General features: G+C 68.8%; 12 protein-coding genes. 5 read left to right on the top strand and 7 right to left on the bottom strand.

Annotation, left to right across the window (positions count from 1 at the left end; translation table 11 throughout):
* The first annotated feature begins 4 nt into the window (after positions 1-4).
* The 5 genes from ACWCOV_RS09230 (at position 5) to ACWCOV_RS09210 (ending at position 6,994) form a co-directional block, all read left to right on the top strand.
* Positions 5-2,080 carry an NPCBM/NEW2 domain-containing protein gene (locus ACWCOV_RS09230; protein ID WP_449828726.1) on the top strand — a complete coding sequence of 692 codons (2,076 nt, stop codon included), beginning with the start codon at positions 5-7 and terminating at the stop codon, positions 2,078-2,080.
* A 185-nt stretch (positions 2,081-2,265) separates the two neighbouring features.
* Positions 2,266-3,039, top strand: coding sequence for an FG-GAP repeat domain-containing protein (locus ACWCOV_RS09225; protein ID WP_449828725.1), 774 nt, complete (start codon positions 2,266-2,268; stop codon positions 3,037-3,039).
* Positions 2,970-3,662: an FG-GAP repeat domain-containing protein gene (locus ACWCOV_RS09220; protein ID WP_449828724.1), complete on the top strand. Its 693-nt coding sequence runs from the start codon at positions 2,970-2,972 to the stop codon at positions 3,660-3,662. The genes ACWCOV_RS09225 and ACWCOV_RS09220 overlap by 70 nt, the downstream gene beginning before the upstream one ends.
* A gap of 113 nt (positions 3,663-3,775) precedes the next feature.
* Entirely contained in the window at positions 3,776-5,437 is a 1,662-nt protein-coding gene (locus tag ACWCOV_RS09215) for a bifunctional metallophosphatase/5'-nucleotidase (RefSeq protein ID WP_449828723.1), read from the top strand.
* A 21-nt stretch (positions 5,438-5,458) separates the two neighbouring features.
* Positions 5,459-6,994: an alpha/beta fold hydrolase gene (locus ACWCOV_RS09210; RefSeq protein WP_449828722.1), complete on the top strand. Its 1,536-nt coding sequence runs from the start codon at positions 5,459-5,461 to the stop codon at positions 6,992-6,994.
* Here ACWCOV_RS09210 and ACWCOV_RS09205 read toward each other — a convergent pair whose 3' ends face one another.
* The 7 genes from ACWCOV_RS09205 to ACWCOV_RS09175 all read right to left on the bottom strand — a co-directional run bounded on the left by ACWCOV_RS09205 (position 6,995) and on the right by ACWCOV_RS09175 (position 14,682).
* Positions 6,995-7,561, bottom strand: coding sequence for an OsmC family protein (locus ACWCOV_RS09205; protein WP_449828721.1), 567 nt, complete (start codon positions 7,559-7,561; stop codon positions 6,995-6,997). It lies immediately after the preceding gene.
* 13 nt (positions 7,562-7,574) lie between these two features.
* Positions 7,575-8,747 (bottom strand): NAD(P)/FAD-dependent oxidoreductase, encoded by a 1,173-nt coding sequence (locus ACWCOV_RS09200; protein ID WP_449828720.1) that lies wholly within the window; start codon positions 8,745-8,747, stop codon positions 7,575-7,577.
* Positions 8,748-9,225: 478 nt separating this feature from the next.
* Entirely contained in the window at positions 9,226-10,623 is a 1,398-nt protein-coding gene (locus ACWCOV_RS09195) for a GH1 family beta-glucosidase (RefSeq protein ID WP_449828719.1), read from the bottom strand.
* 10 nt (positions 10,624-10,633) lie between these two features.
* On the bottom strand, positions 10,634-11,638 hold the full coding sequence (locus tag ACWCOV_RS09190) for an ABC transporter ATP-binding protein (protein WP_449828718.1): 1,005 nt from the start codon (positions 11,636-11,638) through the stop codon (positions 10,634-10,636).
* Complete coding sequence (locus ACWCOV_RS09185; protein ID WP_449828717.1) at positions 11,635-12,666, bottom strand: ABC transporter permease; 1,032 nt, start codon at positions 12,664-12,666, stop codon at positions 11,635-11,637. Before ACWCOV_RS09185 ends, ACWCOV_RS09190 begins: the two co-directional genes overlap by 4 nt.
* A 1-nt stretch (position 12,667) precedes the next feature.
* Positions 12,668-13,648, bottom strand: a complete 981-nt coding sequence (locus tag ACWCOV_RS09180) for an ABC transporter permease (protein WP_360538645.1) — start codon at positions 13,646-13,648, stop codon at positions 12,668-12,670.
* On the bottom strand, positions 13,645-14,682 hold the full coding sequence (locus tag ACWCOV_RS09175) for an ABC transporter ATP-binding protein (protein ID WP_449828716.1): 1,038 nt from the start codon (positions 14,680-14,682) through the stop codon (positions 13,645-13,647). Before ACWCOV_RS09175 ends, ACWCOV_RS09180 begins: the two co-directional genes overlap by 4 nt.
* Between the last annotated feature and the right edge of the window lie 81 nt (positions 14,683-14,763).

Below are 14,763 nucleotides of genomic sequence, written 5' to 3'. Positions count from 1 at the left end.
ACAGATGAAGCGACTATCCGCATTGCTTGCGGCGGCCCTGGTGAGCGCCTCGCTCGTCACCACCACGACACCATCGGCCAGTGCGGCCGGTGTGACGGCGGCGCAACCACAGGCCGACGTGCTCAGCCCCACGCCGTACATGGGCTGGAACACGTACTACGGACTCGCCGGCGACTTCACCGAGGAGTCGGTCAAGTCGGTGGCCGACTCGATGGTGAGCCGGGGGCTCGCGAAGGCCGGCTACGACATCGTCTGGCTGGACGGGGGCTGGCAGGCCGACGTACCGCGGAGTGCGGCCGGCGACCTGCAGCCGAACCCGGCCAAGTTCCCGAACGGGCTCAAGCCGCTCGTCGACTACATCCACGGCAAGGGACTGAAGGCCGGTATCTACACCGACGCCGGTCCGTACATCCCGGGCAAGTGTGGTCTCGGCAGCGGCGGCTACTACCAGCGCGACGCGGACCAGTTCGCGGCTTGGGGGTTCGACGCGGTGAAGGTCGACTACCTCTGCGGGATCGCGGCCGACCTGGACCCGAAGACGGTGTTCACCGAGTTCGCCCAGGCGTTGCGGAACAACGCCAGCAACCGGCCGATGATCTTCAACCTGTGCAACCCGGTCACCTCGCCGGACTGGGGCAACTACCCGGAGTCCCAGCAGTCAATCAACTCGTGGACGTACGCGCCCGCGATCGCTCAGTCGTGGCGGACCTACACCGACGTCGGGTTCCTCGGTGACATCAAGTTCAAGGACGTGCTGCGCAACTACGACGCCAACGCGCGGCACCCCGAGGTGGTCAAGCCGGGTGCGTTCAGCGACCCCGACTACCTCGGACCCGAGCTCGGCATGACGGACGAGGAGTTCCGCAGCCAGTTCACGCTGTGGGCCGTGGCCGCGGCGCCGCTCGTCATCGGCAGCGACGTCCGCAAACTGAGCGCGACCTCGATCGCCACCCTGACCGACCCCGACGTGATCGCGATCAACCAGGACAAGGCCGCGGTTCAGGCGGTCCGGGTCGGCGCCGCGGGGACGACGGAGACGTGGGTCAAGCGGCTCGCGGACGGCAGCCGGGCGGTCGTGCTGCTGAACCGTGGCGACTCCGCGAAGACGATCACCACGACGGCGGCCGCGGTCGGCCTGAGTGGGGACCGATTCACGCTGAAGAACGCGTGGACCAACGCGGTGACCGAGAGCGCCGGCACGATCAGCGCGGCGGTCCCCGCGCACGGTACGGCGCTCTTCCGCGTGCAGCCCGCGACCGGCCTGCCGGGGATCCCACACGTCACCGCCGGCATTCCGCAGGTGACGAAGGTCTGGACCGACGCACAGCCCGAGGGAGTCGCGCCGGTGGTTGCCGGTGGCGACGAGCTGACCGTGCAGGTTGCCGTCCGCAACGACGGCGTGCTGCCGGTGTTCAAGCCGGCGGTGAAGGTTGCCGGTGGCACCGGGTGGACCGTGACGTCGCTGACCAAGGCCCCGGTCCTGCTCGCCAGCGGACAGCAGGCGACGTTCGCCTTCACGGTGAAGCTCCCCGCCGGCGCCCCGGCCGGATCCGCGAGCCTCACGGCGACGACGACGTACGAGACCCTCGGGTACGGCGTCCAGCGGCAGACCACCGTGTCACCGGTGATCGTGGCGCCGGAGCCGCCGGACGGAACGGTCGCGCTCTCGCACCACGACTGGATCAGCGCCACCAGCGGCTGGATGTCGCCGACGATCGACGAGAGCGTCGGTGGCGGCAACCCGATCAAGCTGGTCGGCACGACGTACCCGACCGGGATCGGCGTCGCCTCGCCGTCGACCGTGCGCTACTACCTGGGCAAGGCCTGCACGCGGCTGACCGCGACCGTCGGCATCGACGATGCCGTGCGCAACGTCGGGCCGGAGGGTGGGACGGCGACGTTCCAGGTGATCGGTGACGGGAAGGTGCTGTACGACAGCGGGGTCGTCGACCGCGACAACCCGAAGTCGATCGACGTCGACCTGACCGGCGTACGCGTCCTCGACCTGTTCGTCGGCGACGCAGGCGACGGCGGCTACAACGACCGAGCCGACTGGGCCGACCCCACCGCTACCTGCTGAATCAGCAACCTGATTAGCACTGCACCCAAGAGGGCCAGACCGATTGTCGGTCTGGCCCTCTCGTTGTGTTTGGGTGGGCGGCGGTCTGTCTATCCGGCTGGGTGAGGACTGGATGAAGCGTCGGCAGTTGAAGCTTGGTACTGCGCTGGTTGTGGGCCTGGGGCTCGTCGTGGGTGGTGTGGTGCATGTCGCGACGGCGGAGACCGAGGAAGACGACGACGTCCGGGACGTACGACCGGACCGCGCTGCCGGTCATCAACGGGTACGTCAACTCACTCGGGTACTCCGTCTGGGACGCCAACACCACCGACAGCGCGACGAACCTGCTGAACTGGGCCGCGCACGACCTCGGCATCCTGAAGCGCGCGCCGAAGATCGGCGTCTGGATGGAGAAGCTGCTCTGGAACAAGGGGATGAAGGGCCACTACGGCCACGCCATCCTCGTCTACGGGTACGACCTGGACAAGAAGACGCTGACCGTGTGGGACCCGTGGAAGTCGACCGGTGGCACGCACACGCTGTCGGCCGCGACGCTGAACAAGACGATGCAGGAGTACGGCCTGTCGTATGTCTCCGCGCATGCCGACGCCGACCTGACGAACCCCGGTGACCTGACCGGTGATGGGCGTGACGACCTGGTCGCGGTGGACCGGCAGGACGGCGCGCTCTACCGGTACACGAACAACGGGAACGGCGGGTTCTCCGGTGGCGGCAACGCGGTCAAGCTCAGCACCGGGTGGAACGCGACGACCGAGATCTCCGCCGCCGGCGATCTGACCGGGGACGACGTACCGGATGTGGTCGCGGTGGAGAAGTCGACCGGGAAGCTGTTCCTCTTCAAGGGGCCGAACTTGTCCGGGTCGACCCGGGTGCAGGTCGGCGCGAGCGGGTGGAACGGGATGCGGGACCTGATGGGGATCGGGAACATCCTCGGCGACGTACCAAGTGGGCCGGGCTGACCAAGCTCACCGCGGTCGGCGACCTGTCCCGCGACGGCAAGCCGGACTTCGTCACGGTCGACTCGAAGACCGGGAAGCTGTGGCTCTACAAGGGGTTGAGCTTCTCCGGAGGTACGGCGCGAGTCGAGATCGGCAGCGGTGGTTGGAACGGCCTGCGCAACCTCACCCCGGCCGGCGACCTCAACGCCGACAAGATCCCCGACCTCATCACCGTCCTCAACACCTCCGGCGAGATGTACTCCTACATCGGAAAGAAGAACGGCCTAGCCCCGCACCCTCCAAGGCTCCGGCGGGAACAGCTGACCGGCGTTCGAGGGGAGAACCCCTCAACTAGTGCCTTCTCCCTCGGTATACGAGGGGAGAAGGCACAACGCGCGGGGTTATCCCCTCGCGTGAGCGACGCGGGGGCGCGCGCGGGCGGAGGGGGTGGTGGGGCGGGTTTGGTGGGGCGGGGTTGTCAGATTCTTACGGGGTTTGGGGACTCGCCGTGTGGTGGTGACATGTTGTTCATTCTGGGGCAGTCTCATCTTGTCGGAAAGTGCTTGTTCGGACAGTTGAGGAGACATTTGTGCGCAGATTCCGCCCCCGCGCTCTCGCCGTCACCATCGCCGCGGTCCTCGTAGCCGGCGTCACTCCAGCAGCCGCGAGCTCAGCGGCCGCGAGCCCAGCGGCTGCTGATGTGACCCCGCCGGCCGGGAGTCCAACGGTCGATCACGCTGGTGATGGGACCATCCCGGTGCAGCTGGTTTCTATTACTGACTTTCATGGGTATCTGCGGCCGCCGTCGCCCGCGGACGGAGGGACGATCGCCGGCCCGGATGGGAAGCCTCAGGTCGTCGGTGGAGCGGCGTACCTGGCGACTCATCTGACGAGCATCCGCGCCGGCCACAGCAACTCGATCTTCTTCGCTGACGGGGACAGCTTCTCCGGGTGGCCGTTCGAGGTGGACGCGCACGCGGACGAGCCGACCGTCGAGGTGCTGAACGCGCTCGGCGTCGAGTTCTCCAGCGTCGGCAACCACGAGCTCGACGTCTCGAAGAGCTTCCTCGTCGACCACATGGCGAAGGGCAAGTGCTTCGGTAAGGTCGGCGTGGACAGCTGCTTCACAGACTCCACCGGCCGCCGCTTCCACGGCGCCGACTTCAGCTTCCAATCGGCCAACATCGTCGACGCCAAGGGCCGCACGATCGTGGCGCCGTACACGATCCGCTGGGTCCGCGACCACGGACGCACCTACCCAATCGGCTTCATCGGCCTGACCGTCCCGGACACCCCGGTCGGCTCCACGTCGTACCAGCCTGATCTCAAGGCGCTCGACCCGGTCGAGTCCGCCAACCGGGCGGCGGCCGAGCTCACCCGGCGTGGGGTGAAGGCGATCGTGCTCAACATGCACGACGGCGGCACCGACGGCTCGGCGACGTACGACAACTGCGTCAACCCGAGCGGTCCCGCGATCGACCTGGCCCGCAAGGTGACGCCGGAGATCGACGCGATCGTCACCGGCCACTGGCACGCGGCGTTCAACTGCAGCATCCCGGACCCGGCCGGCAACCCGCGCCCGGTCGTCGAGGCCGCGAACCACGGCCGGCTGATCAACGAGATCAACGTCCAGCTCGACCGCACGACCGGCGAGGTACTGCGGGACCGGACCACGTCGACCAACCACGCGGTCACCCGCGACGTCACACCCGACCCGGAGATCCAGCGCATCGTCGACTACTGGACGGCGGCCGGCGACCGCAAGTACGCCGAGCCCGTCGCCACGATCACGGGCGACTTCACGCGTACGGCGAACGCAGCCGGCGAAAGCACCTTCGCCGATCTCGCGGCCGACGTCCACCTGTGGACCGCCCGCCAGAACGGCCCCGCCGACCTCGGCCTGATCGCCGCCAAGCCCGCCACCGGCTCGACCGCCCTCCGCGGTGACCTCCTGGTTGCCAACAGCAACAAGCCGGGTGACGCGGACGGCCGGGTGCTGCTGGGGGAGTCGTGGGACGCGTACGGGTACGGCAACCCGGTCCTGACCGTCAGCCTGACCGGTGCGCAACTGGACGCCGTACTCGAGCAGCAGTGGCAGGCGCAACCCGGCGGCACGGTGAAGTTCGCGCCGCTCGCGGTCTCGGGCAACGTCAACTACGCCTTCGACGCCAGTCGCCCGGTGGGTGACCGGGTCGACCCGGCCGACGTGAAGATCGACGGCGCCGTACTCGATCCGGCCAAGACCTACCGGGTTGCCGCGCTGGCCTACACCGTGATCGGCGCGGACGGCTACTCCGCGTTCAAGGCCTCCACCAACCCGGTCCGCAACAACACCGACCACGAGACCTTCGCGTCGTACCTCAGAACCCACAAGACGCTGACCCCGGCGCCGCTCACGCGAGTGGTTCAGAAGGGGTAGCCGCGGTGGCATAGTCGATGTGTGGTGCTTGGGTTCGGGGGAGATCTGGAGTTCGACCCGGCGTTGTTCGAGGTACGCCGGGGTGGAGTTCCGGTGCCGCTGGAGCCGCAGGCGTTCGACGTGCTCGCCTACCTGGTCTCGCACCGTGACCGGGTGGTCGCGAAAGAGGAACTGATGGACGGTGTCTGGGGCGGCCGTTTCGTGAGCGAGACGGCCGTCACCAGCCGGATCAAGCAGGTACGGCGGGCGCTCGGCGACGACGGCCACAGTCAGCGGATGATCCGGACCCTGCACGGCCGCGGCTACCGGTTCGTCGCGCCGGTCGAAGTGTCGGAGCCGCGCGCGGCCCAACCGGTCCGCTACACCGTCAGCGACGGCCTGCACATCGCGTACCAGGTGAGCGGCGGCGGCGACCTCGACCTCGTGCTGATCTCCGGGTTCGTCTCGCACCTCGAACTGGACTGGGCCGATCCGCGGCACGCGCACTTCCTGCACCGGTTGGGGTCGATGGGGCGGTTGATCCGGTTCGACAAGCGGGGGACCGGGATGTCGGACCGGCCGTCCGGCCTGCCGGACCTCGAGACGCGGATGCACGACGTACTCGCGGTGATGGACGCGGTCGGATCGCAGCGGGCGCTGCTCGTCGGGTACTCCGAGGGCGGGCCGATGGCGATCCTGTGCGCGGCGACCCATCCCGAGCGGGTCGCGGGACTCGTCCTGTACGGCGCCTACGCCAAGCGGATCCAGTCGCAGGACTATCCGTGGGCGCAGACCCAGGACGCGTGGCGGGTCTACACCGATCAGCTCGTGAACGGGTGGGACTGGGAGGCGGACATGCGATTGCGCTGCCCGTCGGCCGACGTACCGATGCAGCGGTGGTGGGCACAGCGCATGCGAGCGGCAGCGACGCCGTCCACCGTGCGGGCGCTGCTGGACATGAATTCGCTCGTGGACGTCCGGGACGCGCTCCCCGCGGTCCGCGTTCCGACACTCGTGCTGCACCGGGTCGGCGACGCCCTGATCGAGGTCGGTGGAGCTCGTTTCATCGCCGACCGCATTCCCGGCGCGCGGCTGGAACTGCTCGAGGGCGCCGACCACTTCGTCTCTGGGAACCCGGACCAGATCCTCGACCCGATCGAGCGGTTCGTCGCCGACCTGCCGAAGACGGCCGCCCGGCCGCTGGCGCTGACTGCCGTCACTGCGCCCGCCGGGCCGGGAGCCGACGACCTGGTCTCGAGCCTGGTCGCGGCCGGCGGGCGCCCGTGTTCAGGGCCGGGAGCACGAGCCATCGTGCTGTTCGACGGTCCTGCCACCGCGGTGCGCGCGGGGCTCGCCCTCCTGCATCCTGCCGACACGCTGGGCGTCGCGATCGCCGAGGTCCCCCGCGATGCGAGCGAGCTCGACGCGTACGGCGTCCAGGTCGCGATCAGCCTGGCCGACCAGGCTCCCCCGGGGGCGTTGTGGATCACCCCGGGGGTGCGCGACCTGCTGGCCGGCTCCGGGGTGGCGACGGAGCCGGCCGACTCGGTGTTCCGGGCGGTGGCAGGCGAGGGGTGATCAGGCGGTCGCGACGTCGATCGACACCGGGACGCCGTGCGTGATCACGTCGTACACCGCGGAGCGCCGACGCGACTGGTCGACCAACGCGGCGAGCTTTTCGGCCGCCGCATCGCCCTTGACGTGGAAGACGAGCCGGATCGCCTCGTAGCCGTTGCGGACCTCGGGGTCGAGGCCAAGGATGCCGAGCAGGTTGATGTCGCCCTCGACCGTCGAGGTGACCTCCTCGAGGTCGATGCCGCGGGCGGCGGCGATGTTCGCCAGCCCGCTGGTGAGGCAGGCGGCCAACGCGTGCAGCAGGTGCTCGGCCGGGGTCGGACCGTTGTCGCCACCGACCAGTACCGGCGGGTGGTCGGCGTCGAAGGTGAAGGCGGCCGCGTGGCTGTTCTCCTGCCCGGCGCCGTAGAACCCGCTGATCGTGCCGCGGTTGTGGGTGCCGCTGATCCACTTGTTGGTGGCGCGGAACTGGAAGCGGGCGAGCTCGGGCTGCGCCTTGACCGCGTCGAGGGTGGCGAACAAGGTCGCGGTGTCGACGCCGTTGCGGCGATTCTCGGTGGTGGTGGTCATGATGCTTGTCCCTTCAAGCTGCTGACGTGACGGCCTGCCGGCCGGGAAACGAGGCCAGCTGGTCGGCCTCTTGTTCGAGCGCTTCGCTGAGCTGGACCTGCAGGTCGACGAAGCGTTCCGGTGCTGGGAAGGCGGTCAGTGCTCGCGTTAGGTCGAGGACCTCGCGCGCCATGAAGTCCCGGGTGTCCTGGTACGACGACATCGCGGCGCGCTCGGTGGACGGGTCGCGGAGACCGGCGTCGATCGCCGACGCGAGGAGGTCGGCGTCCCGGAAGGCGTCGGTGATCCCGTGCCCGGTGATCGGGTCGCGGTGGTAGCCGGCGTCGCCGACGAGCGCCCAGCCGGGACCGTGGGCCTGGCGGAGGTAGTTCGGCAGATCGGCCGCTCCACGCAGTCGTTCGGTGATGCGCCCGGCGCGAACCCGGGTGCCGAGGCTCGGCACCAGTTGCTCGAGTTGCCGGACGAAGACAGCCGTACGGCGGGCGCCCGCCGTACGGATCGGATCAAGGAGAGGTGTCGGCCGGATCAGCCAGACACACGCTTCGCCGTGATGCGTCGGGAAGACACCGGCGAACGCATCCGGCGCGATGTGGAACTCGTAGGTGTCCGGCGCGAGACCGGTCACGTAGGTGAAGAACACCGCGCAGGGAGACGTGTAGTGCTCCAACGTTTTGGCGCTGAAAAGGTCGGCCATCCGCGAGCGGCGACCGTCTGCGCCGACGACGATCCGGGCGGGCAGCTCGATGCGATCGCCGTTCCGGTCGCGGCCGACGATGCCGGTGACTCGTCCGTCGCGCGCTCGCAGCAAGCCGGTCGCGGTCACGCCGGTCCGGAGCTCCACGCCCGACTCCACGGCAGCGTCGGCAAGCAGACTGTCGAGGATGTGGCGACGCGGCGCGACCAGGACGTCCACACCGTCGCGGGGCTTGATTCGCCGTACCTTGGTCTCACCCGGAAGCTCGAACCGTACCTTCGTCACCGCCGGCGTCCCACTCGCCAGGACGGAATCGAGCAGTCCCCAGCGGGACAGCTGAACCACCCCGCCCCGAAGCAGACCATGCGTCGACAAGGTGTCACTCGGCAGCCCGGCTTTGTCCACCATCACCACGCGGTGGCCCATCCGGCCCAGCAACATCCCCGTCGCCGCCCCCGCACACCGCGCCCCCACGACCACTACGTCGTACATCTCCCGCCCCCATCGTCGATACGACGACTCTGCGCCTGGACAACGCACGAAACTTGGAGGCCGAATGGAGGTCCGTCTCCACAAATCCTCCACATTCCACGGAGGGTCTGCGCGGCGGGATGGGGCCGGTGGTCGGGCCGCCGGCCGGGTTGCTGCGGCGTGCGTGCGGACAATCGGGGGCTTGGACGGGGCCTGGGGGACTTGAACCGGTTATTCGCTGTTCACGGGAACCAGTTGGTGTTCACGGCCGGACGCTCTGCCGGGGCCCCAGACTCGGGTGCGCACGGGGCAGGTCCAACGCGAGGCCGGTTGTGCCGGATCGGCTACCTCTCACTGGGTTCTCGGACCGGCTACGCCTCCCCGTGACGGGCGGTTGAGCAGCCGCGTGCTCGCGACGGAGCAGCGAGCGTTAGCGGCGGCGTGGTCCCGACACCAGTCGCCGGGACCACGCCGGGCGTGGTCGAGGGAGCCGCGGGGGTTACCTGGAGCGGTAGTGTTGGGCGAGGGCCTTGAGGTACAGGGCGCTGGCTTTGGGGGTTCGGGTTTGGGTTTCGTAGTCGACTCGGACGATGCCGAAGCGTTTCGCGTAGCCGTAGGCCCATTCGAAGTTGTCCATCAGGGACCAGGCCAGGTAGCCACGGATGTCGGCACCTTGGCGGATGGCCGAGGCGACAGCCGCCAAGTGCGACGTGAAGTAGGCGACCCGGTCGGTGTCGTCCACGAAGCCGGACGAGTCCGGATGGTCCTCGAAGGCGGAGCCGTTCTCGGTGATGACCATCGGCAGCCCCGGGTAGTCCCGGGCGATCCCGACCAGCAGATCGGTGAAGCCCTCCGGCACGATCTCCCAGTCCATCGCGGTGCGCGGCTTGTCCAGCGGAACGGTCCGGCTGACCGGCCGCCCGTCGTCGTCGACCGTCCGGCCGTCCGCACCGAACCCGGTGAACTTCTGGCTGAAGTAGTAGTTCACCCCGAGTACGTCGATCGGCGCAGCAATCACCTCGAGGTCGCCATCGACAACCGGCAGCTCGACACCCTCAGCGGCAAGATCCGCAACCACATCGGCGGGATACCGCCCGAACACCAACGGGTCGAGGTAGATCCGCCGCCCCATCCCGTCTGCCCGCCGGGCGGCGTCGACGTCGGGGTGCGCATCCGAAGCCGGGTACGCCGTCGCCACGTTCAACGTGATGCCGATGTCCAGCTTCCGCGGCGACGCCTCCCGCATCCGGGTCGTGGCCAGACCGTGCCCGAGCAGCAGATGATGTACGGCGGCCAACGCCGCCGGGTACTCCCGCCGGCCCGGCGCGTGGGCGCCGTACGCGTAACCCAGCATCGCCGAGCACCACGGCTCGTTCAGCGTGGTCCAGGTGTCGACGCGATCGTTCAACGTGTCGAAGACGAGCATCGCGTAGTCCGCGAACCGGTACGCCGTGTCGCGCACCGGCCAGCCGCCGGCGTCCTCCAGGTCCTGCGGCAGGTCCCAGTGGTACAGCGTCACCCACGGGTCGATGCCCTGGGCAAGCAGTTCGTCGACGAGCCGGTCGTAGAAGTCGATACCGGCCAGGTTGACCGGACCCTTGCCGTGCGGCTGGACCCGCGGCCACGCCACCGAGAACCGGTAGGTGTCCAGGCCGAGGTCCTTGATCATCGCGACGTCGGCCGGCATCCGGTGGTAGTGGTCGCAGGCGATGTCACCGGTGTCGCCGTTGTCGATCGCACCCGGCACCCGGCAGTAGGTGTCCCAGATCGACGGCGTTCGTCCGTCGACCGCGACGGCGCCCTCGATCTGGTACGCCGACGTCGCGACACCCCACCGGAATCCGGCCGGCAGCCCCGCGATCAGTTCGGCGTCCCCCGAGACAGAAGTCGTACTCATGCATCACCCTTCAGGAGGTTGGTACGCGGCCAGGGAGCCAGCAGGCGACGGACCGGCTGGGATCGTTGCGCGCCGACGGGACCCCGAGCACCGGGATCTCCGCCGAGCACCGGTCGAACGCGTGCGGGCACCGCGGATGGAACGAACAGCCGGACGGCATCCCGCGCAGGTCGGGCGGTGATCCCGGGATCCCGGCCAGCTCCCGCCGTGGGCCACGCAGCGCCGGGAACGACTTCAGCAGTCCCTCGCTGTACGGGTGCAACGAGTCCTTGTACAGGTCCGCGGACCGCGCTTCCTCGACGATCCGGCCGCCGTACATGATCGCGATCCGGTCGGAGAACTCGACCAGCAGCGACAGGTCGTGGGTGATGAACAGGACCGAGAACCCTAGCCGCTCGCGCAACTCGACCAGCTGGGCGAGGATCTGCCGCTGCATCACCACGTCGAGCGCGGTGGTCGGCTCGTCCATGATGACGATCTGTGGCTCGAGGACGAGCGCCATCCCGATCATCACCCGCTGCCGCATCCCACCGGACAGCTGGTGCGGGTAGGCGTCCATCCGGTCGGCCGAGATCCCGACCAGTTTCAGCATCTGGGCGGCCCGGGCAGTCCGTGCCTGGGGCGTCAGCCCGGGCTCGTGCGCCTTGATGACGTCGAGCATCTGGGTCGAGACCTTGTGCACCGGGTTGAGCGAGTTCATCGCGCCCTGGAACACGATCGACGTCTCGGCCCACCGGAACGCCCGTAACTCCGGGTCCGTCAGCGCCATCACGTCGTACGCGTCGCCGCTCGGCGGGCGGTAGACGACCGAGCCGCCGCTGATCACGCCCGGCGGTGGCAGGAGACGCGTCACGCCGTACGCGAGCGTCGACTTCCCGCTGCCGCTCTCACCCGCGAGTCCTAGCACTTCGCCGCGATGCAGGGTCAGCGTGACGTCGCGGACCGCCTGGACGGCCTGGTCGCCGAGGCCGTAGTCGACGCAGAAGTCCTTGATCTCGAGCACCGGCTCCTTCATGCGGCCTCCTCCTTCTTACGCCGTACGACGGGAGTCGCAGGACCGGCCTTGGACCCGAGCACCGGGGTGAAGCCGACCCGCATCCGGACCGAGTGGCCGTCCTTCGTCTTCACCCGGGTGTGGCCGCTGCTGCGCAACCGCGGGCTGACGAACTCGTCGATCCCGAAGTTGATCAGCGACAGCGCCGTGCCGAGGATCGCGATCGCGAGACCGGCCGGGACGAACCACCACCAGGCGCCCTGGGCCAGCGCCTGCTGGCTCTGCGCCCAGAACAGGATCGTGCCCCAGTTCCACTCGGAGATGGTCGAGATGCCGATGAACGCCAGGGTGATCTCGGACATCACCGCGAAGATCACCGTGCCGACGAAACCGGAGGCGATGATCGCGGTCAGGTTCGGCATGATTTCGGCGGTGATGATCCGCCAGGTGCTCTCACCGGTCGCCCGCGCGGCCTCGACGTAGTCGCGCCGCCGCAACGACAGCGTCTGCGCTCGCAGCACCCGGGCACCCCAGGCCCACGAGGTGAGACCGATGACGAGGGCAACCATCAGGTCGCCGGCACTGGGGATGGTGGAGGCGACGATGATGATCAGCGGCAGCGCCGGGATGACCAGGAAGACGTTCGACAACGCCGACAGGCTTTCGTCCGCCGCGCCGCCGAGGAAGCCGGCGCTGACCCCGATCAGCACGGACAGCGCGGTCGCGACGATGCCGGCCAGCAGGCCGACGAACATCACGCCGCGGGTGCCGACGAGCACCTGGCTGAAGATGTCCTGGCCGAGGTGCGTGGTGCCGAACCAGTGCTTGCCGGACGGCGGCTGGATCAGGTCGCTGCTGCGCGCCGACGGGTCGTACGGCGCGATCCACGGCCCGATGACCGCGATCACGCAGAAGAAGGCGAGCACGATCAGGCCGGTCGCGGCCTTCGGGTTGGCGACGAACCGCAGCCGGCGGCGTTTGGCCGGCGCGGCCGCGACCTCGGGACCTTCCGGCGTCACCGCGGTGATGGTGCTGGCTGGTGCGGACATGTCAGCCCTCCTTCCGGGTACGCGGATCGAGCAGCAGGTAGGCGATGTCGGCCATCAGGTTGGCGACCAGGACGGACAGCGTGATGACCAGGAAGATGCCCTGCATCAGCGGGTAGTCCTTGGAGCCGACCGCCTGGAAGAGGTTGTAGCCGATGCCCGGGTAGGAGAAGACGATCTCCACCAGCAGCGTGCCGCCGACGATGAAGCCGAGCGACAGCGCGAAGCCGGAGACGTTCGGCAGCAGCGCGTTGCGGGCCGCGTAGCTGACCATCACCCGGCGCTCGGGCAGGCCCTTGGCGTGCGCGACGGTGATGTAGTCCTCGGAGGCGACCGTCACCATCATGTTCCGCATGCTCAGGATCCAGCCGCTGACCGACGAGATCAGGATGGTGACCGCCGGCAGCAGGCTGTGCTGGATCGCGCTGCCGATGAACTCGCCGTTCCAGGACGGCACCAGGCCGGGCTCGTAGCCGCCGGACGACGGGAAGATGCTGCCCGGGCCGGCCAGCAGCGTGATCGCCAGCAGGCCGAGCCAGAAGTACGGGATCGACGACAGGAAGGTTGTCACCGGCAACAGTCCGTCCAGCCAGGAGCCGCGCCGCCAGCCGGCCAGCACGCCGAGCGACGTACCGATCATGAAGCTGGCGAACGTGGTGATCCCGACCAGCGCGATCGTCCACGGCAGGCTCTGGCTCAGGATCTCCGAGACCGGCGTGGGGAAGAACGTGAACGACAGCCCGAGGTCGCCGCGGAACACCTGGCCCCAGTAGTCGACGTACTGGCTCCACAGGCTGGCGTCCTTGTCCAGGCCGAACAGCACGTAGAGCGAGTTGATCGCCTCGGTGCTCATCTGCCCCTGGAACTTGTTGATCAGCGAGGTGACCGGGTCGCCGGGGATCATCCGCGGGATGAAGAAGTTGATGGTCAGCGCGGCCCACGCGGTGAAGAGGTAGAAGGCGACGCGTTGCAGCAGGAACTTCACTTCGCCGCTCCTTCCTCGTACAGCCAGCAGGCCGCCCAGTGACCGTGGTTGGTGGGCAGGTCGAAGCGAGGCGGAAGGTCGGTCGAGCACTTCGGCATCGCGTACACGCAGCGCGGGTGGAAGCGGCAGCCGGTCGGGGGAGCGATCAGGCTCGGCGGTTCGCCGCTGCCCCGATCCTCCTCGGACTGGAGGTCGCCGACGCGGTCCAGCCGGTCCGGGTCCGGCGCGCTCTCGATCAGCAGCCGGGTGTACGGGTGGGCCGGGTTCTGCGTGACGGTCTCGGAGTCACCGCCCTCGACCATCCGGCCGGCGTACATCACCAGCGTCTCGTCGGCGAAGTAGCGGGCCGAGGCGATGTCGTGGGTGATGTAGAGGATGGCCAGGTTCAGCCGTTCCTTCAGGTCCCGCAAGAGGTTCAGCACACCGAGCCGGATCGAGACGTCGAGCATCGACACCGGCTCGTCGGCGAGCAGCGCCTCCGGGTCGGCGCCGAGTGCCCGGGCGATCGACACTCGCTGACGCTGACCGCCGGACAGTTCGTGCGGGAACTTGTCCAGGTACCGCTCCGGGGGAGTGAGCTGCACCCGGAGCAGCAGGTCGCGCAGGTTCTGCTCGAGCTCGGCGGCCGACTCACCAGCCCGGCCGTGGATCTTCAGCGAACGCGTCAGGTGGTACCGGACGGTGTGCGTCGGGTTCAGCGACGCGAACGGGTCCTGGAAGATCATCTGCACCCGGCGGCAGTACGCGCGGAACTTGCGGCCGCCCTTCACCGTGACGGTCTCGCCGTGCAGGCGGATGTCTCCCGCTGTCCGTCCGTACAACTGGGCGAGCAGGCGGGCGACGGTCGACTTGCCCGAGCCGGACTCACCGACGAGCGCGGTGACCCGGCCCCGGCGCAGCGTCAGCCGGATGTCGTCGACCGCGTGCACGACCTTGCGTTCCTTGGTGAGCAGGTCGCGCATCCCCCGCCGTACCGGGAAATGCTTGGTGAGGCCTTCGGCCTCGAGGACCACCTCAGAGTCGGTGACCGTCATGAAACTCCAATCACGGCTCGCTCCGCTCGCCGGGTGTGGTAGCAGGGCACCGCGACGCCGGGGACCGGCCCCGGCGTCGCG

It is taken from the genome of Kribbella sp. NPDC002412 (assembly GCF_053592935.1).
This window is presented reverse-complemented; position numbering and strand designations above follow the sequence as displayed.

Excerpts from the sequence above, each read along its gene's own strand:
- ACWCOV_RS09230 (WP_449828726.1), top strand. The coding sequence starts at position 5 with ATGAAGCGACTATCCGCATTGCTTGCGGCGGCCCTGGTGAGCGCCTCG.
- ACWCOV_RS09225 (WP_449828725.1), top strand. The coding sequence starts at position 2,266 with ATGTCGCGACGGCGGAGACCGAGGAAGACGACGACGTCCGGGACGTAC.
- ACWCOV_RS09205 (WP_449828721.1), bottom strand. The coding sequence starts at position 7,561 with ATGACCACCACCACCGAGAATCGCCGCAACGGCGTCGACACCGCGACC.
- ACWCOV_RS09200 (WP_449828720.1), bottom strand. The coding sequence starts at position 8,747 with ATGTACGACGTAGTGGTCGTGGGGGCGCGGTGTGCGGGGGCGGCGACG.
- ACWCOV_RS09195 (WP_449828719.1), bottom strand. The coding sequence starts at position 10,623 with ATGAGTACGACTTCTGTCTCGGGGGACGCCGAACTGATCGCGGGGCTG.
- ACWCOV_RS09190 (WP_449828718.1), bottom strand. The coding sequence starts at position 11,638 with ATGAAGGAGCCGGTGCTCGAGATCAAGGACTTCTGCGTCGACTACGGC.
- ACWCOV_RS09185 (WP_449828717.1), bottom strand. The coding sequence starts at position 12,666 with ATGTCCGCACCAGCCAGCACCATCACCGCGGTGACGCCGGAAGGTCCC.
- ACWCOV_RS09175 (WP_449828716.1), bottom strand. The coding sequence starts at position 14,682 with ATGACGGTCACCGACTCTGAGGTGGTCCTCGAGGCCGAAGGCCTCACC.